Below are 20,891 nucleotides of genomic sequence, written 5' to 3' on the forward strand. Positions count from 1 at the left end.
CGCCCCCTCGGCGAGGGGAACAGCTTCGCAAGAGACGGTCCTTGGTGACGCGGCGGCCATCGGCGGGGGTGGCCCGTACCTCACCCATGTAAGAATCGGGTCATGCACAGGATCGTCATGCTCGCCATGGACGGCGTGATCCCCTTCGAGCTGGGCATCCCGCCGCGGATCTTCGGCGTCGCCAGGGACGCGGACGGCAAACCGCTCTACGAGGTGCTCACCTGCACCGTCGACGGCGCCCCCGTACGCACCGACGCCGACTTCGCGATCGCGGTGGACCACGGAGCCGAGGCCCTGGAGGACGCGGACACCGTGGTGATCCCGGCCACCCACGCCCTCGGAGCGATCTCCGCCGAGGGACGGCTCCCCGTCCCCGTGGCCGACGCGATCGCGCGCATCCGGCCGGGCACCCGCCTGGTCTCGATCTGCACCGCCGCCTACGTGCTCGCGGCGGCCGGACTGCTCGACGGCCGTCCCGCGACCACCCACTGGAGCAGCACCGACCACTTCCAGAAGCTGTTTCCCAAGGTCAAGGTCAACCCGGATGTGCTGTTCGTGGACGACGGGGACGTGCTCACCTCGGCAGGGGTGGCCGCGGGGATCGACCTCTGCCTGCACATCGTCCGGCGCGACCACGGCACCGAGGTGGCGAACCGCGTGGCCAGGCGGTGCGTCGTCCCGCCGTGGCGCGACGGCGGTCAGGCACAGTTCATCGAGCGCCCGATTCCCTCCCCGACCGCGGCGACGACCGCCCCGACCAGGGCCTGGGCGCTGGAGCGGCTGCACGAACCGCTCTCCCTCGGCGAGCTGGCCGCCCATGCCCGGATGAGCCGCCGTACCTTCACCCGGCGCTTCCGCGACGAGATGGGGCTCAGCCCCGGGCAGTGGCTCATCCTGCAGCGGGTCGAGCTGGCCCGGCGGCTCCTGGAGACCAGCGACCTGCCGGTGGACGGTGTCGCCCTGCGGTCGGGGTTCGGCACCGCCGCCTCGCTCCGCCAGCACCTGCAGGCGGCCATCGGCGTCTCGCCGATGGCCTACCGCCGCACCTTCCGGCCGGTGAACGTGAACGCCTGACCTCGCCGGGACCCCCGGGAGCGCTCAGCGACCGGATGGGAAGCCACTGTCGAGGCCCGGGCGGCGGGAAGCCGTCGAGAGGTTTTCACCGTCCTGCCGGCGAGAAGCCGAGGAGGGCTCTCACCACAGGACGGCGGGGAAACCCGGAGGAAGACCCTCACTCGCCGCGCGACCACTCCTCCTGCAGGCGGTCGGCCGCCTTCTTCGCGGTGATCCGGCCATGGGCGACGTCAAGGATGACGTCACCCTCCACCCGCTCCAGGAAGGACTCGTCGGGGACGTTCAGGGAGCCGCCGTCCTTGACGAGCTCCTGGATCGCGGCGTAACCCTCCTTGCCCTCCGAGTCGGCGAAGACGGAGGAGTCGATCCGGAAGTCCTCGCGCGCGGGGACGAGCGCCAGGTCTCCGACCCAGTTGGAGACCCCCTCGCCCACCGTCAGGAACTCGATCAGCGTGGCCGCCTCGGCCACGTGCTTGGAGCTCTTGGGGATGGCGAGCCCCACCTCGGCCGTACTGCGGACGGCGGGCTTGGAGCCCTGCAGGACGGTCGGGAAAGGTCCGGCGCCGATCTTCTTGACGGAGATCTTCGCGGTCTTGCGGTAGGACGCGGACAGCATCGGGCTCCGGCCCGAGCCGTCCACCAGGAACAGGGCCTTGCCTGAGCGGAAAAGCTCGGCAGGGCGGTCGCCCTTGAGTGCGAGCCCCGACTTCGCCAGCACGCCCCTGTCGAACAGCGACCTGTAGGCGGTCAGGGCCGAGACGACCTCGGGGCCGTTCCACGGCTTGCCGCCGGTCAGCAGCTCGTCGGAGAGGGTGGGGTGGCTCTGGCCCGCGATGGTGAACAGGAGTTCCTCCTGCCGACGTGGCTCGCCGGAGAAGACGATCGGCCGGAGGTCGGGGATCTCCTTCTTGACCCGCCTCACGACGCTCTCCAGATCGGCGGCCGTCTTCGGGAAGGAGAGTCCGAGCTCGGACAGGAGACCGGCGTTGTAGTACATGACCGCGCCGCCGTTGGAACCCATCGGGACGGAGTAGAGCGTGCCGCCCTTGGCGGCCTTCTCCGTCTGCTTCACCGCGTTCTCCCCGAGCTCGTCGACCCAGCCGCCGGAGACCTTGTCCTTCCAGTCGTCGACCGGGCGGAGCCGGTTCGCGACCGAGCGGGTCATCGTCGGGATCGGGAGGCCGACGACGTCGAGTTTCTCGTCGCCGGCGAGCGCCTTGGGGAGCCGCTTGCGGTAGTCGGCCTCGGCGAAGGTGCGCAGCTCGACCTTGATGCCGGGGTTCGCCCGTTCGAACGCGGCGACCGCCCTCTTCAGCGCGGCCTCGGGCGGGGTGAAGGTCCAGTACTTCAGCGTGACGGGTCCCGCCGGCTTCTCGGGCTTCTTGGTCTCCTCACCGGCCTTGGGGACGGCCTGCTTCACCGGCCGGCCGTCGGCCGGCTCGCCCGCGCTGCAGGCGGTCAGTCCGAGGGCGAGGGCGGCGGTGGTCACGGCGAACGCACGAGCTGTACCACGCATGGCATACCTCCAGCAGAATCACGGTGCGGGTGACGGTGTTCAGCCCGGCGAGGTCGATCACGGTCATTCCGGTCGATCACGAAAAAAGATCTTATGGGGTCCTCTGCCGCGACAGGGGTTCGTCAAACTACCCGGCGGAGCCGCGGCTCTCGGCCCGAGGTGGTGCCCGGCGGCCCGGCGGTGTTCTCCAACTCCTGTCCTCGGCCTTGACCTTGAGGAAAAGATCCACCACCCCTTTATCGATCATGAAACTCGTGTCGGCGCGAACGGACGACGTGGGAGCGCGGTGCGGAAGGACGGCATGACAGGACGGCGCGATGCCGTCTTCACGACCGGCTTGTGCAGGTATGTGATCTCTCGTCCATGTTTGCCCGTCTTTCTCGCATGACCAGGACAAAACACCGTGTTTTAGATACATTGCGCGAGCATGTCGAGACTTCACGCTGTTCGGCTCGACGCTGTTCGGCTCGACACTGTTCAGGGATAAAAGGAGATCAATGAAAGCCCGGATCACGGGCGTCGCGACGTATCTGCCGGAGCGGACCGTGTCCAGCGCGGACGTCGAACGGCGGATCGAGGGTTACACGCCCCACAGGGGCGTCGTCGAACGGCTGACCGGAATCCGGCGCCGCCACGTGGCCAGGGACGACCAGCAGGCGTCGGACCTGGCCGCGGAGGCGGCCCGCGAACTCGACCACTCCGACGTCGACCTGCTCGTCTTCGCGTCGGCCTCGCAGGACATGATCGAACCCGCCACCGCGCACATCGTGGCGGCCAAACTGGGACTCTCATGCCCGGTGTTCGACGTCAAGAACGCCTGCAACAGCATGCTCAACGGGATCCAGATCGCCGAGGCGCTCATCCTGACCGGGGCACACCGCAAGGTGCTGGTCTGCTCGGGCGAGATCCCGTCGCGGGCGATCCGGTGGCGGGTCAGGGACCGCGCGCAGTTCGTCGACTCCTTCGCCGGCTACACGCTGTCGGACACCGGGGCCGCGGTCACGGTCGCCGCCGACTTGGAACGTGGCATTTTCTACCGCGACTTCGCGGCCGACTCCACGTCCTGGGCGATCGGCACCCTGCCCGGAGGCGGTTCCGCGCACCCCCGCGACCTCGAGTACTCCTACTTCCGTGGCGACGGGCGCAGGCTCAAGGACGCCTTCGAGGCGATCGGCCCGGACATCTTCCTCAACGCCCTCAAGCGCACCGGCCTGACCTGGGACGACTTCGCCGTCGTCGCGGTGCACCAGGTGGCGCTGCCCTACCTGCGCTTCCTGGCCGAGGTGCTCGACATCCCAGGGGACAGGCTCGTGGTCAGCCTGCCCGAGCACGGCAACTGCGCCTCGACGACGCTGCCGCTCCAGCTCACCCTGGGCGACTGGCGACCCGGCGACCGGGTGGCGCTGCTCGGGCTGGGCGGCGGGATCAGTACCGGTGTGATGCTGGCGGAGATGTGATGGACCTCTGGGTGATCGTTCCCGCCTACAACGAGGCCCCCGGCATCGAGGCGACGCTGCGGGCTCTGGCCGAGCAGGACGACCGGGACTTCACGCTGCTCGTGGTGGACAACGCGAGCACCGACGGCACCGCCGAGGTCGTACGGCGGCACGGTGTTCAGGTGGTCGTCGAGACTCGGAAGGGCACGGGCGCCGCCTCCGACACCGGCATGCGCCACGCCATCGCGCACGGGGCGACCCACCTGGCCAGGACCGACGCGGACTGCCTGCCCCGCCCCGACTGGGTGCGCAACATCCGGCGGGCCTTCGACGACGGGCTGGAGATGGTCGGCGGGCAGCTGAGGCCCAGGACCGACGAGTTCCGGCTGAAGTTCTGGGAGCGTCACCTCATCCCGTTCGTGGTGGAGGTGGCGGCGACCTTCGGCCGCTTCCGGCCCGGCAACAGGGACCCGCGCTACCTGGGCCCGTACGTGATGATGCCCGGCGCCACCCTCGCCATCACCGCGGACCTCTACGAGCGCGCGGGCGGCTTCCCCAGGACCGCGATCGAGGAGGTCCACGAGGACCGTGCCCTGGTCAACCAGGTGCGCGCCCTCACCCCCGCGTACGCCTCGCGCCGTGACGTGGTGGTCTTCGGCTCCGTACGCAGGCTGCGGGCGTACGGCCTCGCGGGCACCCTCGCCTGGTACGCCGACCACCACTACCGGCCGGAAGTGATCGACGTCCGGTGAACCACGAGACCCGCCTCTACCTGGCCGCCCACCCCTTCGCCTACCCGCTCATGCGGCTGCTGGCCCGGCTCGGGCCCGTGGTGCGCGTCCCCGGGCTGGGAGTGGTGGTCAACGACGCCGCCGTCGCGCGGGCCGTGCTGATGGACGAGCGGTTCCGCAAGGACGGGCCGGGGTCGCCCGGCGACCTGTGGACGCCCGTGCTCGGCCCCTCCGTACTGCTCAACATGGAGGGCCCCGGCCACCTCGCGCTCCGCAGGAAACTGATGCCGCTGTTCACCACCGGGTACGTGTCCTCGCTGGTGGAGGACGTGCTCCGTGGACCGCTCGACGATCTCTCCGCCCGCCTGGGGAAGGGCGAGACGGTCGACCTGGTGGACGCCATGCGGCTGATGGCCGGGGCGGTGATCTGCCGGGTGATCGGGCTGGGCGAGGTCTCCGAGGCGCGGGCGAGGGAACTTTTCGCGGACGGGGAGCGGGTCGTCTCGATGGTCTCGCTGCGCTCGCGGCGGTTGTCCGACCGGCAGGTGGCCGTCGCCAGGCGGGTGCTGGACCGGATCGGGGACATCGCGCAGACCGCCTACGAGGCCGGGGACGAGTCCACGGTGATGGGCCGGATGCGGGCGCAGGGACTGTCCGTGGCCGAGGCGCGGGGCGCGGCGGGGGCGTTCTTCCTGACCGGTACCGAGACCGTCGCCACGTTCGTCCCCCGGCTCGTCGCCCTCCTGCACGACCACGGCACCCAGGTCGGCGACCTGGACAGGGTCATCGAGGAGGCGATGCGGGTCACCACGCCGACCCCGCTGATGCTGCGCTCGGTGGCCGCCGCCGCGCACGTCGGCGGCACGGCGGTACGCCCCGGCGACCGGGTCCTGATCGTCACCCACAACTGCGCCAGGGCGTACGGCCCGTTCGACCCCTCCCGCACCCACCCGCCCGAGCTGCGCAGGCTCTGGTTCGGCGCGGGCCCGCATTTCTGCATCGGCTACCCGCTCGCCCTCGCGGAGATCCGGGCGGTGGCCTCCGTCCTGCTCTCCCACCGGGTGCGCGTCGTGCGGCGACGGGCGGCCAGACGGGTCCTCATTCCCACGTACGAGCATCTGTGGATCGGCCGGGCGGGAGCCTAGTGAACGACATCGTCAGCGGGATCATGACAATCGCCGAGCGGGAGCCGGGGCGCACCGCGATCGTCGACGGGCGGGGCCGGGAGATCACCTACGGCGAGCTGGCCCGTCGGGTGTCCGCGGTCCGCGACGCGATGGGCGGAGGCCGGCCGGGGAACGACGCTCGGCCGGAAGACCGGGCGCGGCCGGGAGACCGGGCGCGGCCGGGAGACCGGGCGCGGCCGGGAGACCGGACACGGCCGGAAGACCGGACACGGCCGGAAGACCGGACACGGCCGGAAGACCGGACACGGCCGGAAGACCGGACACGGCCGGAAGACCGGGAACGACCGGGAGACCGGGCGCGGGCGGAGAGCGGGACACAACCGGAAGACCCGGTGCGAGTAGAAGACCGGGTCCGGCCCGAGGACGGGATGCGGCCGGGGGACGGTGTGCTGTTCGCGGTGCGGCCGGGGGTGGACGCGGTGGCGCTGGCGCTGGGGGCGGTGGCGGCGGGCGGGACGCTCGTCCTCGCGGACCCCGGTCTGGCCCCCGACGTGCTCGCGGCCCGCATGGCCGCGACCCGGCCCGCATGGGTGATCAGCGAGTCCCTCCTCTACACCCTGAGCGGCCCGCTCAGGCGCCTCGCCCGCCGCCGGGGGCTGCTGCTGCCCGACCTCGCGGACCCGCTTCCCGGCCACCCCGTCCGTCACCTGTACACGGGGCCGTGGCTGCCAGGAGTGCCCCGCGGAGCGCTGCGGCTCTCCCGCGTCCTGCGACGATCGTCCGCCGTTCCCGGCCGGGAGGTGTACGGGGCGGATCCGGACCAATCGGCGGCGGTGATCTTCACCTCGGGGACCACCGCGCGTCCGCGAGGGGTGGTGCACACCCGGGGGTCGCTCGCGGCCGGGCTGGAGATGTTCAGGAGCGCGTTCCCGCTGGGTCCCGGTGACGTCGTGCACACCGACCAGCTGATGCTCGGACTCCCCGCCCTGCTGGCCGGGGCGACCTGGTCCCTGCCCGGGGGCGGTGACCTCGCCGCGGAACTGGCCGCGCGGCGGGCCACCCACACCTTCGCCGTGCCGGTGCACCTGGATCGACTGCTGCGCGAGACCCCCAGGCTCCCCGGGACCCTCCGCTACCTCCTGCTCGGCGCCGCTCCTGCCCCGCCGGGCGTGCTCCGACGCGCGATCGAGGCCGGGCCCGAGGTCCTCTCGGTATACGCGATGACCGAGGCGCTCCCCATCGCGATCGCGTCCGCCCGCGAGAAGCTGGCCCAGGCCGAGGGGGATCTGCTCGGGGAGCCCCTGCCCGGCGTCGGGGTCCGGGTCGCCGAGGACGGCGAGTTGTTCGTCTCCGGCCCCCACCTCGCGTGGCGCTATCTCGGCGAGGAGCCGCTGCGGGAGGTCGCGACCGGCGACCTCGTCAGGCTCGAAGGGGACCGGCTGGTGCTGCTCGGCCGGAAGAAGGACATGATCCTTCGCGACGGGGTCAACATCTACCCGGGCCTGTACGAGTCCGGCATCGCGGCGCTGCCCGGGGTCGCCGAGGCCGCGATCGTCGGGCTCTCCGACCCCGAGACCGGGGACGAGGAGGTCGTGCTGGCCGTCGTTCCCTCGGAGGGCTACGACGAGGGCCTGTTGCGCAAGGCGCTTCCCGAGATCGTGGACGCCGCGGCCCTGCCCGACCGTATCGAGCCGCTCGACGCCTTCCCCCGCTCGGGACGGGCCGACAAGCTCGACCGGGCCGCCCTGCGAGACCTGGTCGCCCGCCGTGCCTGAACGACCCGCCGCAGCTGAGCGACCCGCCATACCTGAGCACCTCGCCGCAGCTGAGCGCCCCATCGGGCCCGGCGGGCGGCCGAGGGTCGCGGTGACGGGCGCCTCCGGATTCGTGGGAGGCGCGGTCTGCCGGGCGGCCGTGGTGCGGGGCTGGACGGTGCGGGCCTTCGGCAGGCGACCCGCTGTGGACGCCGGGCACCTCGGCGGCGCTCCGTACACGTCGTGGGACCTCCTCACCCCCCGGCCCGCGACACCCCCGAGCGAGGTGGACGTGGTGATCCACTGCGCCGGGAGCGTCACGGACTGGGGACCGCCACGTGACATCTGGGCCGTCAACGTGGACGGCACCCGCAACGCCGCCGCGGCCTTCCCCGGCGCCAGGTTCGTGCACGTCAGCACGGCGAGCGTCTACGATCCGTTCCGGCCGACCGTGATGGCCACCGAGGACACCGCCCCGGCCGGGCGGTACGCCAACGCGTACGGCGCCTCGAAGGCCGCCGCGGAGAGGTGCCTGGAACGGGCGGTCATCCTGCGACCGCACGCGATCTACGGCAGGGGGGACACCACGCTGCTTCCCCGGGTCCTCGGCGCGGTCAGGGGCCGCAGGCTGCTCGCGGTGGGCGACGGGCGCCAGCGGATCAGCCTGACCTCGGTGGACAACCTGGTCCAGGCCTGCCTGCTCGCCGCAGAAGGTCCGGTCGACCACGGCGTCTTCAACGTGACCGACGCCGAACCCGTCGTGCTCGACGACGCCCTGCGCGCGATCCTCGCAGAGCGCGGCATCGACGCCGAACCGTACTATCTGCCGCTCGCGCTGGCGGATCCCCTCGCCGCCGTCGCCGAGACCGTGTCACGGCTGCTCCGGCGCCCGCGCCCGCCCCGGCTCACGCGCTACGCCGCGGGCCACCTGGCCGTCGAGCGGACCCTCGACATAACCGCCGCGCGCACCCGGCTCGGCTATCACCCCTCGGAGACGTCCTTCGAGGGGTCCGCGGACTGGTGACGGTGGTCTTCGAGCGCCGCGGCCGCGAACCTGGAACGGACGCGCTTGCCCTTGATGACGAAGGCGGTCCCCGCCACGAGCAGGCCCAGTGTGAAGAGCACGCGCAGGCCGTCCCTCAGGAAGGTGGTCAGCGCGTCGAATATCGCGGCCACGGCGGAGTACGACATGCCGCCGGTGGCGGAAGCGGGCAGGTAGACGTTGCGGATCACGGACAGGACGACGGCCAGCGCGAGCATGCTCGTGGCCAGGCCGAGCCCGGCGCCGATCAGAGCGACGTACCGGTCATGGGGCAAAAACACTCCCGTGACGATCAGTACCGGTGACAGACCGATCAGAACCCATTTCAGCGAGATCAGCCTGTCGTAGAAATTGTCGATCACGAAAACGGCGGAGGTGGGCAGCAGCAGGGTGACGGGGTGCGTACTGGGCAGGCGCGAGGCGTCTCCCACACCGACGATCTCCAACCTCCGCTTGACCAGCTCGTACACCGGGGCGAGGTCGTAGCCGACGCCGCCGTCCGCCACGCTGGGATTCGGGGCGTGGCCCAGGATCGCGAAGAGCCTGCGGTGCGTCTGCCGGTTGATCTCCACCCAGGCGACGGCGAAGTCGTTGTCGACGCCGGACCTCACCGTCTCGCGGACGACCTCCCCGCCGACCGAGACGCCCAGCGCGCGCAGCCGCACGATGACCTCGTCGGTGACACGGTCCGTGACGGCGTTCCTGACATCCGGGTGAGCGGCCAGCGGGGCGACGTTCTTGATGTAGCGGTCGGGATCGGCGATCTCGTTCGCCGCCCAGTAGGCGGTGAGGGCGAAGGGGGCGAGGAGGCATCCGAGCACGATCAAAATCGAGCCGATCACCGTACGTACGGACTTCCCTGACCGCATTACCTGGAAATCCCCGCTTTTGCCAGGCAAAACCAGTTAGGGCATCTTTTTGACGTGAACTTGGAGATCAATGTCATCCAGACGGCGAAATCTGGTTTACAAACCTTGACCCGTCGCCCTCAGCGCGTCGAACAACCACATAGCCGATTCAACCGAAAACCGTTACTAACCTGCGACGTATTGGTCTGACGGACGGGAGATGTCACGGCTATGGCAGGCAATACGGGGCGAACGGGCGTCGGATCGAGCCTGGCACTGACACTGGGCTCAGCCGTTCTGTGGGGTCTGGCCCACGTCTGGGTGGGCCGCCGCCTGACCGGTGCCATCTTGATGGGCATCGAGTTGATCCTCGCCGCAGCCGCCGCGACCGCCGTGCTGACCGCCGGCCCCTCCCTGCTCTCCCTCGCCGTACAACCCTCCTGGCTCTGGGTCTTCGCCTTCACCGCGATGCTGGTCGCCGGCGTGACGGTCACCGTGACCATCCGCTCCCACCTGCTGGTGCGACCAAAGGCGGCGTCACCTGCGGCCCGGTACCTCTCCGCCGCGGGCGTCGGCGTGATATGCGCGCTGGTGGTCGCTCCGATGATCTACGCGGCCAAACTGGCCTACATCTCGCACGGCGTCGTGACCTCGGTGTTCGCGGAAAGCGTCGCGCCGATCCCGGTGGACCCGTGGAAGGACGTGGACCGGCTCAACATCCTGCTCGTCGGCGCGGACGCGGCGGCCAACCGGATCGGCGTACGCACCGACAGCATGACCGTGGCCAGCATCGACCCCAGGACCGGAGACACGGTACTGTTCGGCCTGCCCAGGAACCTGGAGAACGTCCCGATGCCGCCGGGCCCGGCCCGCGAGCGCTTTCCCTACGGTTTCCAGGGCGAACCGCCGTACACACCGGGCATGCTCAACGAGATCTACCAGTACGCCGAGGACTATCCCGAGATGGTTCCCCGGCAGAGCAAGCGGCACCGCGGCCCGACGCTTCTGAAAAGAACGATCGGCGGCATCCTCGGCCTCGACATTCCCTATTACGCGATGGTCGACATGAGGGGCTTCGTGGAAATCGTCAACGCGATGGGCGGTGTACGCGTCCGCATCAAGGATCCCATCGTGTACGGCAGGCAGAACGAGGGCCTGATCGAGGCGGGAAAGCGGAAACTCTCGGGCGAGGAGGCGCTCTGGTACGGCAGATCCCGCACCTACAGTGACGACTACGTGCGGATGGGCCGCCAGAAGTGCCTGCTGAACGCCGTCGCCAAACAGGCCGACCCGGTGACGGTCTTCAGGAGCTTCGAGAAACTGGCCGCCGCCGCCGTCGACACCATCTCCACCGACATACCTCGGCAGTTGCTGCCCGACCTGGTCGAACTGGCGGAGAAGGTGAAGAACTCCAGGATCAGGAGTCTCCAGTTCGTCCCCCCGCTCATCTACTCGGGTGCGCCCGACTACCACCTCATCAGGCACGAGGTCATCGCCACCCTGGCTGCGCCACCCGCCCCGCCCCGCTCCGTATCCGCCGCACAGGCCGGAGACCAGGGGAAGGCGGGCGAGCACGCCGAGACGAAGGCCGTCGTCCTCGATTCCGCCTGCCACTGACGAACCGGCCGAGGCCGGAGAACTCGTTGGGCCCGAACGCCCCGACGGAGCAGAGAACCGGCCGAGCAACGAACCGGCGAACCAACTGACCGCGGACCGAGGGCCAGCGGGCCGGGGCCGGAGGCCGGGGGGCCAGCGGACCGGGGGCCGGAGACCAGAGGCCGGAGACCGGAGACCGGGGCCAGGGGCCAGGGGGTCAACGAGCCAGTACACCGACGACCTCACGGATGACAGGCCCAGCGCCGTGTCCGGCGCGTTGAGAGCGCCCACGAGGGTCGGAATGCTGTTATGGAGTGATTACTTAGCGTGACAACGGAGGTTAGAGGATGAAACACCACCTTGCGAGCGTGAGCCTGCTCGCCGCGATCGCCGCACCCGCTGTCGGATGGCCACTCGCCTGGGCCGATCCGGTCCCCTCGGTCTCCATCTCCCTCGACGACGGGGCGAGGGAGACCACGCCCGGCGCGGAGAACACCTACACGCTCCGTCTCAGCAACCAGGGAGGCGACCGGTTGAAGCGCGTCCTCCTGGTGCAGTCCCTGCCGCCGTCGATGACCTTCGTGAAGGCCGACGCCGGAGGCCGTGTGGAGCAGGGCAAGGTGGCGTGGACGGTGAACGTCCCGCCCGAGAAGGACACGGTCGTCCACGTGAGCGCCCGGGTGGGCGCGGTGGCCGGCGCGACGGTGCAGAACCTGGCGACGACGGCCTGCGCTCGCAGGGGCGCCACCGGCCCCGTACTGGCCTGTGCCACGGACATCAACACCGTGACCCCACCGGAGGAGACGGCCGCCTGGGTCCTGCCCGTCTCGCTGGCCTCCGCCGCCGCCGCGGGGCTGGCCACCGCCGTGTTCCTGTTCCGCCGCGGTCGCCGGGTCCGACCGGTCTGATCCGGCGCCACGAGCGCCCGGCCAAGGTCCGCGCCGACCTCTACGCCGACCGGCCCGTACCCGGCTAGGTTCTCCCTGGCCGGGTACGCAGCCGCAGGGCCAACCCGAGGCCGGAGAGCAGGAGTCCCACCAGGGCCGGCCCGAGCGGCAGACCCGTGAACGGCAACGAGGGGCCGGCCGACACCTCGCGAGGCCCACCGGCGAGACAGGGGACCGAGAAGGACCGCCCCCGGCCCGGCATACACGACGGGTCGGAGACCGGCTCCGGCACCCGCGCGGGCGCCGGTTCCGGTTCCCGGCCGGGAACCGGAACCGGCGCGGACACAGAACCGGGAACGGAGTCCGACTCGGGAACCGGCACCGATGCGGAATCCGCCCCGGGAACCGACGCCGACGCGGAGTCCGACTCGGGAACCGGCACCGGCGCGGAATCCGCCCCGGAAAGCGGCACCGGCCCGGAGTCCGACTCGGGCGCGGGTACCGAGCCGGGAGCCGGCACCGGCGCCGAGCCCACCTCGCGATCCTCGGGCCCGAGCGTCCCGGTGCCCGTCGTCCTCCGTACGGCGACCCGCTGCGCGCAGCCGAGGCCCGTACCGGGGACGGGTGCGGCACGCCTCGCGGACCACGGCACCGGGTCCGGGCAGTTCGTCCCACCCCCGAGGGCCTGGACGGCGCTGTCCAGCACCCCGTCCCCGGTGGCGGGAGTACCGACGGTCACGCTGTAGGTGACCGTGACCGTCTCGCCCACCCGGATGTCCCCGGCCCAGTTCAGCTTCGGCGCGCCGTACGAGACGGTGCCGCTCGTGGCCCGCGCGTCGCCGTTGTAGACCGCGTCGTCGAGGATCCTGGAGAGCTCCCCGGTGAGTGTGGCACCGGGATAGGTGGCGTTGCCGACGTTGCCGACGGTGATCGTGTAGGCGACCGTCTGGCCGGGGTCGGCGGCCTCGCTGCCGGCGGTCATGAGGACGTACAGCAGCGGCAGGCCGATCCCGCCGAGGTTTCCGCAGGCGCGATCGGCCGACCCGGCCTCGCAGTTGGAGCCCTCGGGCCCGACCAGTTCGCCGGAGAGACGCAGGTCCCCCGCCGGGGGGTCGTTCACCGTGACCCCGTAGGTGACCGTCACCGTCTGCCCGGCGGCCACGTCACCGGTCCAGGCCACCCTGGGTTCGGCGAAGGAGACCGTGCCCGACGTGGCCGACTGGTCGTGGTCGAAGCTCGCGTCGTCGAGCAGCCCCGACAGGTCGTCGGTGAAGGTGAGGCCCGGGTGGGCGATGTCACCGGTGTTGTGCACCTCGACGGTGTAGGTGACCTTCTGGCCGGGTTTCGCGAGGACGGGCGAGGCCGTCTTGGTGATCCTGACCTCCGGCTCTCCCGCCCCCGCCGTACGACTCTCGCCGCCAAAGGCCCCCCGCGCGTCCCGCCTTCCCGCAACGGACGCGGAAGCCCGCCTCCCCACCACGGACGCGGGAGCCCGCCTTCCCGCAACGAACACGGGAGTTCGCCTTCCGGTCACGGACGCGGAAGCCCGCCTCCCCGCCGCGAACACGGAGGCCCGCCTTCCCGCAACGGACGCGGGCGAGGACACCTCGCGCTCCTTCCCCGCGGATACGGACGAGGGTTCCCTCTTCTTCGCGACCCGCTCAGCCGAGGACCTCCCGTCCATCGTCGTCCGGGGAGTCAGGGTCTCCGCTCGGACGGACGGCGAGGACACCTCCGCCACACCGGTCCGGGATGCGGCGAGAGTGAGCGACGGCGTCACGAGCACCGCGAGCGCGACACTCCACGCGGCGAATCCACCGATCCCTCGCGGGGAAAACCTCCCGCGGGGAAACCACCGCTCGAAGAACCGCCGTTCAGGAACCCGCCGTTCGGAAACGCGACGCGACCAGGTACCGGTACGTGCCACCAGAGCCCCTTGCTGATCCTTGTCCACGATCTCACCGGGGGGTCAAGATCAACCAACTCGGGATGGGATACCCGGACTGGCCGGATCTCATCGGCGCCGATGGCAAACATCCGCCCCGCCGATCCCCAAGCCGGTTGTCGAGTCCGTACAGGAGACCGCGAAGCGGTAACAGCGGATCTTTGGCACCGGTCATGACATGGCAGACGTTTTTCCTCGCACCTTTCGCCGATATTTGTCATGAGAGATCACCTTTATTGATATTTGCGACGCGAGCACGCCTTCCCTCTTCCCCGCGATACGCGTCACGCGCCCCCGCCCGTCGTGGCATGATGGGCCCTCCGAGGTCTTGAAATGATTTTCATAATCAGATTGGATCGTTGTTGTGAGGGTGGCATTCGTCGGCAAGGGCGGCAGCGGCAAGACGACCCTGTCGGCGCTGTTCGCGAGATACGTGGCGAGCCGGGGCGGTCCCGTGGTGGCCGTCGACGCCGACATCAACCAGCACCTGGGCATGGCACTGGGGCTGGCCGAGGGTGCGCTGCCCAGGCCGATGGGCTCGCACCTGACCGAGATCAAGGAATACCTGCGGGGCGACAACCCCCGCATCTCCTCGGCCGCCGCGATGGTCAAGACCACCCCGCCGGGCTCAGGCTCGCGGCTGCTCCGCCTCGACGAGGACGACCCGATCCACACCGGATTCTCCGTCGCCACGCCGGAGGGGTCCCGGCTGATGGTCACCGGGCCGTTCAGCGAGGACGACCTGGGGGTGGCGTGTTACCACTCCAAGGTCGGCGCCGTGGAGCTCTACCTCAACCACCTGCTCGACGGTGCGGGCGAGTACGTCGTGGTCGACATGACGGCCGGGGCCGACTCCTTCGCCTCGGGGCTTTTCACCCGTTTCGACATGACCTTCCTGGTGGCCGAGCCAACCCGTCAGGGCGTGAGCGTCTACCGGCAGTACCGCGACTACGCCGCCGACTACGGCGTGCCGATCGCGGTGGTGGGCAACAAGATCCACGGCCCCGGGGACGTGGCGTTCCTGCGCGATCAGGTCGGCGACGACCTGCTGGTCTGCCTGGAGCACTCCTCGGCGATCCGCGCGATGGAGCAGGGTCACCCCTTCACTCTCCAAGACCTCGAACCGGCCAACTCCCAAGCCCTGGGCACGCTTCTCGACCGTCTCGACAGCCAGGAGAAAGACTGGTTCCGCTTCGGACGCCAGGCGGTGCAGTTCCACCTCCGCAACGCGAAGGCCTGGGCGAACAGGGCGACGGGCGAGGACCTGGCGGCCCAGATCGACCCCGGCTTCGTCTTCGGGCCCACACGAGTGTCGCTCTCCCGCTAGGTGGAGCGATCGGTAGGCCCGACCTAGTGTCTGATGAATCCCCTTCTGTGAGGAGAACGCAGCATGTCGCTGACCGTTTCGAACGATCTTCTCGACCAGGCCAAGGCCGGTGAGGTGGACGACGCGGCATTCGTCACCTGTGTCAGAGACTCCCTTCCTTACGCCTGGTCGCTCATCAGCGGCCTGGTCAAGGAGCGCGAGGACACCGGTGCCGAGTTCGCCGACAACACGGTGCCCCCGCCGGACGAGGCCGCTCGTGGCCAACTCCTGCGCGCTCTCGCCAGCGACGCCATGCGCGGCGCCCTGGAGCGCCACTTCGGGGTGAGACTCGCCTTCCAGAACTGCCACCGGGTCGCCGTCTTCGACCCGACCGCCACCGGCGCCCACGCGGAGTTCGTCACCGCCAGGTCGCAGATCCTCAACCAGTCGCCCGAGCTCGTCGACTGCTGACGTCCCCGTTCCGAAGCGGACCGCCTTCCCCGGTCTCATCCCGGTCTCCGGACCGGTCTCATCCCGGTCGGCCGGCCCCGGCCGGACGTGCCGGACGTCCCCAGACAAAGAGGTTCTATCCGAAAAGCCCGAGTTGGCCCTCTCCGGCCAGCGGGTTGCGATGCCTCTTGAGATGGCGCCACCGGGGAAGGTCGTCCAGATAGGACCAGGAAAGGCGGTGATGCTCCGTCGGGCCGAGGGAGGCGAGCGCCGCCTGGTGAACCGGCGAGGGGTATCCCGCGTTGTCGGCGAACCCGTACTCCTCGAAACCGAGTGAGGCCATGTACGTGTCCCGCCGGACCTTGGCGATCACGGAGGCCGCGGCCACGGAGACGCAGGAGAGGTCGCCCTTGACCTCGCACCTGACCGGCCAGGGCGCGCCCAGATAGTCATGCTTCCCGTCCAGAACGACCACGTCGGGACGGACGGGAAGCCCGGCCAGCGCCCTCCTCGCCGCCCTGCGCAGGGCCTCGGTCATGCCGAGTTCGTCGATCTCCTCGTGGGACGCCTCGCCGTACCCGATCCCGGCCGCCCAGGCGGTGATCTCGGAGACCATGGCGGAGCGGCGGGCGGGGGTGAGCAGTTTCGAGTCGGTGAGCCCTGCGGGCGGTTCCGACAGGTCGGTGACCACGGCGCAGACCGCCACCGGACCGGCCCAGGCTCCGCGCCCGACCTCGTCCACCCCGGCGACCAGTTTGGAACCGCCGTCGTTCAGCAACCGCTCAAGGGCGTAGGTGGGAGGCACGTGCCGACGTTACCGGGACGCGAGGCTCCAGGAGCCGTCTCGCCCGAACACCACCCCGATCAGGCACCGTCCTGACCGGGACTCACCTTCGAGCGTCACGCCGAACGGACCTTCGAAAGTCCGGTCAGGCACCACCTTCGAACGTCACACCGGACAGACCTTCGAAAGTCCGGTCAGACATCACCCCCGAGCGTCACACCGGACAGACCTTCGGAGTCCGGGCCCTCCCTGGACGCCGGCTCGACCCCCTCCAGGTCGGCGGCGAGGAGCCGCGCGGCGACGTGAACGGCCCTGAGGGTGACGGACACCGCGGGGCGGTGGACGCTGGACGATCGGGCCACGGCGTACACGACCCGGCCGACCGACGGGCCGGGAAACCTGCGGACGGCGATGCCGCGGACCCCCGCGGCCAGCGCCAGGGCGGGGACGGCCGCGATGCCGATGCCCTTGGCGACGAGGCCGATGATCGTGCCCAGCCCTTCGAACTCCCAGGTCACCGGCCGGTGCCCGCCGACGTCGGCCATCAGCCTGTCCACTGCCAGCCGGGAGGGCTCGCCGTCCGGAGTGGCCATCCAGGGCTCGTCGCGCAGATCCCACAGGTCGATGGGGACGTCGGGGGAGGCGAGCCTGTGCCTGCGCGGCACCACGAGCACCAGCGGGTCGCGCAGCAGCGGGAAGACCCGCATCGTGTCGGGCTCGCGCATCCGGCCGTACCAGTCGTCGATCAGGGCGATGTCCACCTCGCCCGACTGCACCTCGCGCATCCCGCGTCCCGAGCGGGCCTGTCCCATCCGCAGGGTGAGCTCGTCGTGCCGTCGCAGCGTCCTGGCGAGCGCGGGTGCGAAGGCCACCGCGGCGGTCGGGAAGGCGGTCACGGTGACCCGCCCCGACGGGGTCGCGGCCTGTGCCGACAGGTCCGACTCCGCGCTCTCCACCATGGCCAGGATGCGCTCGGCGTGCTCGACCAGACGGCGCCCCGCGTCGGTCAGCTCCGCACTTCTCGCGGTCCTGTCGATGAGCACGGCTCCCGCCTGGCGCTCCAGCGCCGCGAGTTGCTGCGAGACCGCCGAAGGACTGTAGCCCAGGGAAGCCGCGGTGGCCGCGATGCTGCCACGGCGGGCGAACTCACAAATCAGAGCGAGCCTTCGTAAATCAAGCATCAGTTTTCCTTACGCCCACCCACGACAACCGAAGCTTGTCCTGATGCCGTCCATCCCAGCAGGCTTGAAGACGTTCCACAACGTTCCACAGACTTCCACGACGTACCGCTGCGTTCTGCCGTGCTCTGTCGCGCTCCGTAGCGTTTTCGTGGTGTTCCGCGACGAGGTAAGGACCCCGCGATGAGCGTCACCCTTTCCGCCACCCTGGCGGCCAACGAGGACATCGAACGAAGACGGCGCGCAGGTGAGCGTGTGCTGCACCTGGCCTTCGGTGAGGCGGGCCTGCCCGTTCATCCGGCCCTGCGCGAGCGGCTGACCGCGGCGTCCGGCCTCAACGGGTACGGACCGGTCGCCGGCGCGCCCGCGCTGCGCGAGGCGGCCGCCGGCTACTGGTCGCGGCGTCACCTGCCCACCGATCCCGACCTGGTGGTCTGCGGTCCGGGAAGCAAGCCCCTGCTGTACGGCCTGCTGCTGGCGATCGGCGGCGACATCGTGCTGCCGATGCCGAGCTGGGTCAGCTACGCCGCCCAGACCGAGCTGGTGGGAGCGCGTTCCCTGCTCGTTCCGACGCCCCCCGGCGAGGGTGGGGTGCCGGACCCCGAGCATGTGGCCGCGGCGGTGAGGCACGCCCGCGCCCAGGGGCGCGACGTGCGCTCGCTGCTGGTCACGCTTCCCGACAACCCCGCCGGCACGCTGGCCAAGACGTCCACGATCCGGCGGATCGCCGAGGTCGCCCGCGAGCTCGATCTGACGATCGTCTCCGACGAGATCTACCGCGACCTGGTCCACTCCCCGGCCACCGCCTTCCTCAGCCCCGCCGATGTCGCCCCCGAGCGGACCGTGATCACCAGTGGGCTCAGCAAAAGCCTCGCCCTGGGCGGCTGGCGGATCGGCGTGGCCCGCCTCCCGTCGCCGCTGCTGCGCGACCGGCTCCTCGCGGTGGCGAGCGAGATCTGGTCCAGCCCCGCCGCACCGGTCCAGCAGGCGGCGGCGTACGCCTACACCGAGCCGCCGGAACTCGTCGAGCGGGTGGACCGGAGCCGCGAGCTGCACGGCGCGGTGGCGCGGGCGGTGTACGAGCGGTTCGTCCGCGCGGGGGTGCGGGTGGACGCGCCTCAGGGCGGTTTCTACCTCTACCCCGACTTCACCGGGCTCGACTTCGCCTCCTCCGCAGACCTGGCCGCGTACCTGCTCGACCGGCACGGTGTCGGCGTGCTTCCCGGCCACGCCTTCGGTGACGACCCCGCGGCCCTGCGGGTGCGGGTGGCGACGAGCCTCCTGTACGGCGAGACGACGTCACTGCGGCTCGCCGCGCTCGACGCCGCGGACCCCCTGGAGCTGCCCTGGATCTCGGCCTCGCTGGATGCTCTGAGCGAGGCGCTGACCGCCCTGCGCGCAACGCGTCAGGCATCCCGCTCCCCCGTACGTTTCCCGCTCGTCGCGGCTCCCACGACGGGATGATCGAACCCCGTCGCGGGAGCGTTCCCGCGACGGGTTCTCAGCGAGGTTTCAGCGGCTCCCACCTGGGATTTCTCCTTGGAGAGGCCCATCGGTCACGGACGTCCCCCGATGCTCACCAAGATGTCTCGCACTGTTTGGCATCAGGCATGGTGAGGAGCCCCCATGATGTGCTCATGCCCGCTTTCGTCACCCTGTCCGGGCGCCTCGTGCGTCTGGAACCGCTCAGCCTCGCGGTCGTCGACGACCTCGTCGCCGCGGCGAGTGAAGACCGCTCCACCTATACCTTCACTCGCGTCCCCAATGGCCGGGACGAGATGGTCTCCTACGTGGAGGCCGCTCTGGCTGAGCAGGCGGAGGGCCGCACGATGCCCTTCGCCATCCGGTGGCTTCACACCGATCGCGTGGTCGGTGCCACCCGTCTCATGCACCTGGAGTACTGGCAGGGTCCCATGCCCTGGCCGCCGGGCGCTCGTGGGGCGGTGGGCGATGTCCCGTCCGTGGCGGACATCGGTTACACCTGGCTCTCCGCCTCCGCGCAGGGAACCGGTATCAACCGCGAGAGCAAGTATCTGATGCTCTCCCTCGCCTTCGAGACCTGGCAGGTCCACCGCATAACCCTCAAGGCCGACATACGGAACGTACGCTCCCGGGCCGCCATCAAAGCCCTCGGCGCACACCTCGACGGTGTGCGGCGGGCGGAGAGCCGAGGCGCCGACGACACGGTCCGAGATACCGCGTACTACTCGATCTTGAGCGAAGAATGGCCGGTCGTCCGAGAACGGATGCACGCGCGGATGGGCCTCGCCCAGGCCGCGTGAGACGGACGCCTGATAAATGCGGGAATATGAGGGGAACGGTTGACCGAAAAGGCCATAGTTATATAACTAGAATAAAACGTTACAAATAGCGCTTTAATCACTTAACGGAACAAAAGGCCCGCCCGGATTTCGGGCGGGCCTGGTGTTCGTCCGGTGCCGTACGCGAGTCGCGGCTCACGTGATCACCGGGTCGAGCGGAGATCGCGGGCGGGGGAGAACGTTCGTACATGGATACCACCGGTACGGGCTACCGGATGGATTCGCCGGCGGCCCCGGGTCACTCCTCGTCGTCGGACTCGACCTCGTAGATGTAGTTCCACTTACCGCACAGCGTCCTCTTGGCCTGGTGCCTGTCCCAGTAGCAGACCCTGACCTGCAGGTTGTCGATCTCGTCCGCGACGTAGTGGAAGTTCTGGTAGCCGCTGGTGCCACACTTGCGCGCCCAGGTGTACTCCTCGTCGCCCTCGTGGTCCTCGAACTTGAACTGGGCGTAGCCGCAGAGCCGGCTCGGCGAGTACTTGTCGTAGAGCCTGCCCTGGACGTGAAGGCGGTCGGCGCCGTCGACCCACACGCTTCCCCTCGCCTTGGCGCGGGAGTCGTCGTAGTACTTGGAGTAGTAGTAGCCCCAGGGCTCCGCGTCGTAACCGCTTGAGGCGGTGAGGGTGGCGGCGGAGGCGGGGGAGGCGAGGGCGGGAGCGCCGATCGCGATGACGGCGGTGGCGGCGGCGAGACCGAGAAGTCTGCTGATCGAGCGGCGCATGATGGTTCTCTCCTTGAGGGGTGTGGCTCCTTTCTTTCTTCAGGAGCCATGGCTCATTGATAGGCGCACATGCCTGCACCGCGCTTACAGAGCCTTTATCCATACCTGCAATCCGCTGACATGTCGGGCATGGCCGCCCCCGTATGGGGCCATGCCCGACAGCGCCAAGCATCCG

At 70.1% G+C, this 20,891-nt stretch carries 18 protein-coding genes; 12 read left to right on the forward strand and 6 right to left on the reverse strand.

Annotated features, from left to right (window positions below; all coding sequences use genetic code 11):
* Positions 1-102: 102 nt before the first annotated feature.
* Positions 103-1,074, forward strand: a complete 972-nt coding sequence (locus tag ABZ664_RS31005) for a helix-turn-helix domain-containing protein (protein WP_362517557.1) — start codon at positions 103-105, stop codon at positions 1,072-1,074.
* 157 nt (positions 1,075-1,231) lie between these two features.
* Here the strand turns inward: ABZ664_RS31005 and ABZ664_RS31010 are convergent, their stop codons facing one another.
* Positions 1,232-2,590 (reverse strand): extracellular solute-binding protein, encoded by a 1,359-nt coding sequence (locus ABZ664_RS31010; protein WP_362517560.1) that lies wholly within the window; start codon positions 2,588-2,590, stop codon positions 1,232-1,234.
* A gap of 497 nt (positions 2,591-3,087) precedes the next feature.
* On the opposite strand from ABZ664_RS31010, the gene ABZ664_RS31015 reads away from it, so the two are divergent.
* From ABZ664_RS31015 to ABZ664_RS31035, 5 genes are read left to right on the forward strand one after another with little or no spacing between them, the layout of a single operon-like run.
* Complete coding sequence (locus ABZ664_RS31015; protein ID WP_362517563.1) at positions 3,088-4,047, forward strand: ketoacyl-ACP synthase III; 960 nt, start codon at positions 3,088-3,090, stop codon at positions 4,045-4,047.
* The gene (locus tag ABZ664_RS31020; protein WP_362517566.1) at positions 4,047-4,778 is read left to right on the forward strand and encodes a glycosyltransferase; all 732 of its coding nucleotides are present in this window, start codon (positions 4,047-4,049) and stop codon (positions 4,776-4,778) included. Before ABZ664_RS31015 ends, ABZ664_RS31020 begins: the two co-directional genes overlap by 1 nt.
* On the forward strand, positions 4,775-5,902 hold the full coding sequence (locus tag ABZ664_RS31025) for a cytochrome P450 (RefSeq protein ID WP_362517569.1): 1,128 nt from the start codon (positions 4,775-4,777) through the stop codon (positions 5,900-5,902). The genes ABZ664_RS31020 and ABZ664_RS31025 overlap by 4 nt, the downstream gene beginning before the upstream one ends.
* Positions 5,902-7,659, forward strand: a complete 1,758-nt coding sequence (locus ABZ664_RS31030; RefSeq protein ID WP_362517572.1) for an AMP-binding protein — start codon at positions 5,902-5,904, stop codon at positions 7,657-7,659. Before ABZ664_RS31025 ends, ABZ664_RS31030 begins: the two co-directional genes overlap by 1 nt.
* Positions 7,652-8,662, forward strand: coding sequence for an NAD(P)-dependent oxidoreductase (locus ABZ664_RS31035; RefSeq protein WP_362517575.1), 1,011 nt, complete (start codon positions 7,652-7,654; stop codon positions 8,660-8,662). The genes ABZ664_RS31030 and ABZ664_RS31035 overlap by 8 nt, the downstream gene beginning before the upstream one ends.
* Here the strand turns inward: ABZ664_RS31035 and ABZ664_RS31040 are convergent.
* Positions 8,620-9,522 (reverse strand): hypothetical protein, encoded by a 903-nt coding sequence (locus ABZ664_RS31040; protein WP_362517578.1) that lies wholly within the window; start codon positions 9,520-9,522, stop codon positions 8,620-8,622. The two genes, ABZ664_RS31035 and ABZ664_RS31040, sit on opposite strands and share 43 nt — an antisense overlap.
* Positions 9,523-9,759: 237 nt before the next feature.
* Between ABZ664_RS31040 and ABZ664_RS31045 the strand changes: the two genes are divergently transcribed.
* The gene (locus tag ABZ664_RS31045) at positions 9,760-11,145 is read left to right on the forward strand and encodes an LCP family protein (RefSeq protein ID WP_362517581.1); all 1,386 of its coding nucleotides are present in this window, start codon (positions 9,760-9,762) and stop codon (positions 11,143-11,145) included.
* A gap of 326 nt (positions 11,146-11,471) precedes the next feature.
* A complete protein-coding gene (locus tag ABZ664_RS31050) occupies positions 11,472-12,032 on the forward strand; it encodes a hypothetical protein (RefSeq protein WP_362517584.1) in 561 nt (186 codons plus the stop codon).
* A gap of 64 nt (positions 12,033-12,096) precedes the next feature.
* Here the strand turns inward: ABZ664_RS31050 and ABZ664_RS31055 are convergent, their stop codons facing one another.
* Positions 12,097-13,524 (reverse strand): hypothetical protein, encoded by a 1,428-nt coding sequence (locus tag ABZ664_RS31055; RefSeq protein WP_362517587.1) that lies wholly within the window; start codon positions 13,522-13,524, stop codon positions 12,097-12,099.
* A gap of 796 nt (positions 13,525-14,320) precedes the next feature.
* On the opposite strand from ABZ664_RS31055, the gene ABZ664_RS31060 reads away from it, so the two are divergent.
* Both ABZ664_RS31060 and ABZ664_RS31065 read left to right on the forward strand, forming a co-directional pair.
* The gene (locus tag ABZ664_RS31060) at positions 14,321-15,283 is read left to right on the forward strand and encodes an ATP-binding protein (protein WP_362517590.1); all 963 of its coding nucleotides are present in this window, start codon (positions 14,321-14,323) and stop codon (positions 15,281-15,283) included.
* 63 nt (positions 15,284-15,346) lie between these two features.
* Complete coding sequence (locus tag ABZ664_RS31065; RefSeq protein WP_350941753.1) at positions 15,347-15,733, forward strand: SCO5389 family protein; 387 nt, start codon at positions 15,347-15,349, stop codon at positions 15,731-15,733.
* Positions 15,734-15,848: 115 nt separating this feature from the next.
* Here the strand turns inward: ABZ664_RS31065 and ABZ664_RS31070 are convergent, their stop codons facing one another.
* Positions 15,849-16,517, reverse strand: a complete 669-nt coding sequence (locus tag ABZ664_RS31070) for a ribonuclease HII (RefSeq protein ID WP_350941754.1) — start codon at positions 16,515-16,517, stop codon at positions 15,849-15,851.
* Between the two features lie 173 nt (positions 16,518-16,690).
* On the reverse strand, positions 16,691-17,677 hold the full coding sequence (locus ABZ664_RS31075) for a LysR family transcriptional regulator (RefSeq protein WP_362517595.1): 987 nt from the start codon (positions 17,675-17,677) through the stop codon (positions 16,691-16,693).
* 180 nt (positions 17,678-17,857) lie between these two features.
* Here ABZ664_RS31075 and ABZ664_RS31080 point away from each other — a divergent pair, with 180 nt between their 5' ends.
* Both ABZ664_RS31080 and ABZ664_RS31085 read left to right on the forward strand, forming a co-directional pair.
* A complete protein-coding gene (locus tag ABZ664_RS31080) occupies positions 17,858-19,138 on the forward strand; it encodes a pyridoxal phosphate-dependent aminotransferase (RefSeq protein WP_362517598.1) in 1,281 nt (426 codons plus the stop codon).
* Between the two features lie 173 nt (positions 19,139-19,311).
* Entirely contained in the window at positions 19,312-19,956 is a 645-nt protein-coding gene (locus ABZ664_RS31085; protein WP_362517601.1) for a GNAT family protein, read from the forward strand.
* Between the two features lie 277 nt (positions 19,957-20,233).
* Here the strand turns inward: ABZ664_RS31085 and ABZ664_RS31090 are convergent, their stop codons facing one another.
* On the reverse strand, positions 20,234-20,716 hold the full coding sequence (locus tag ABZ664_RS31090) for a hypothetical protein (RefSeq protein ID WP_362517604.1): 483 nt from the start codon (positions 20,714-20,716) through the stop codon (positions 20,234-20,236).
* Positions 20,717-20,891: the final 175 nt, after the last annotated feature.

It is taken from the genome of Streptosporangium sp. NPDC006930, assembly GCF_040635605.1.
Lineage (GTDB): Bacteria > Actinomycetota > Actinomycetes > Streptosporangiales > Streptosporangiaceae > Streptosporangium.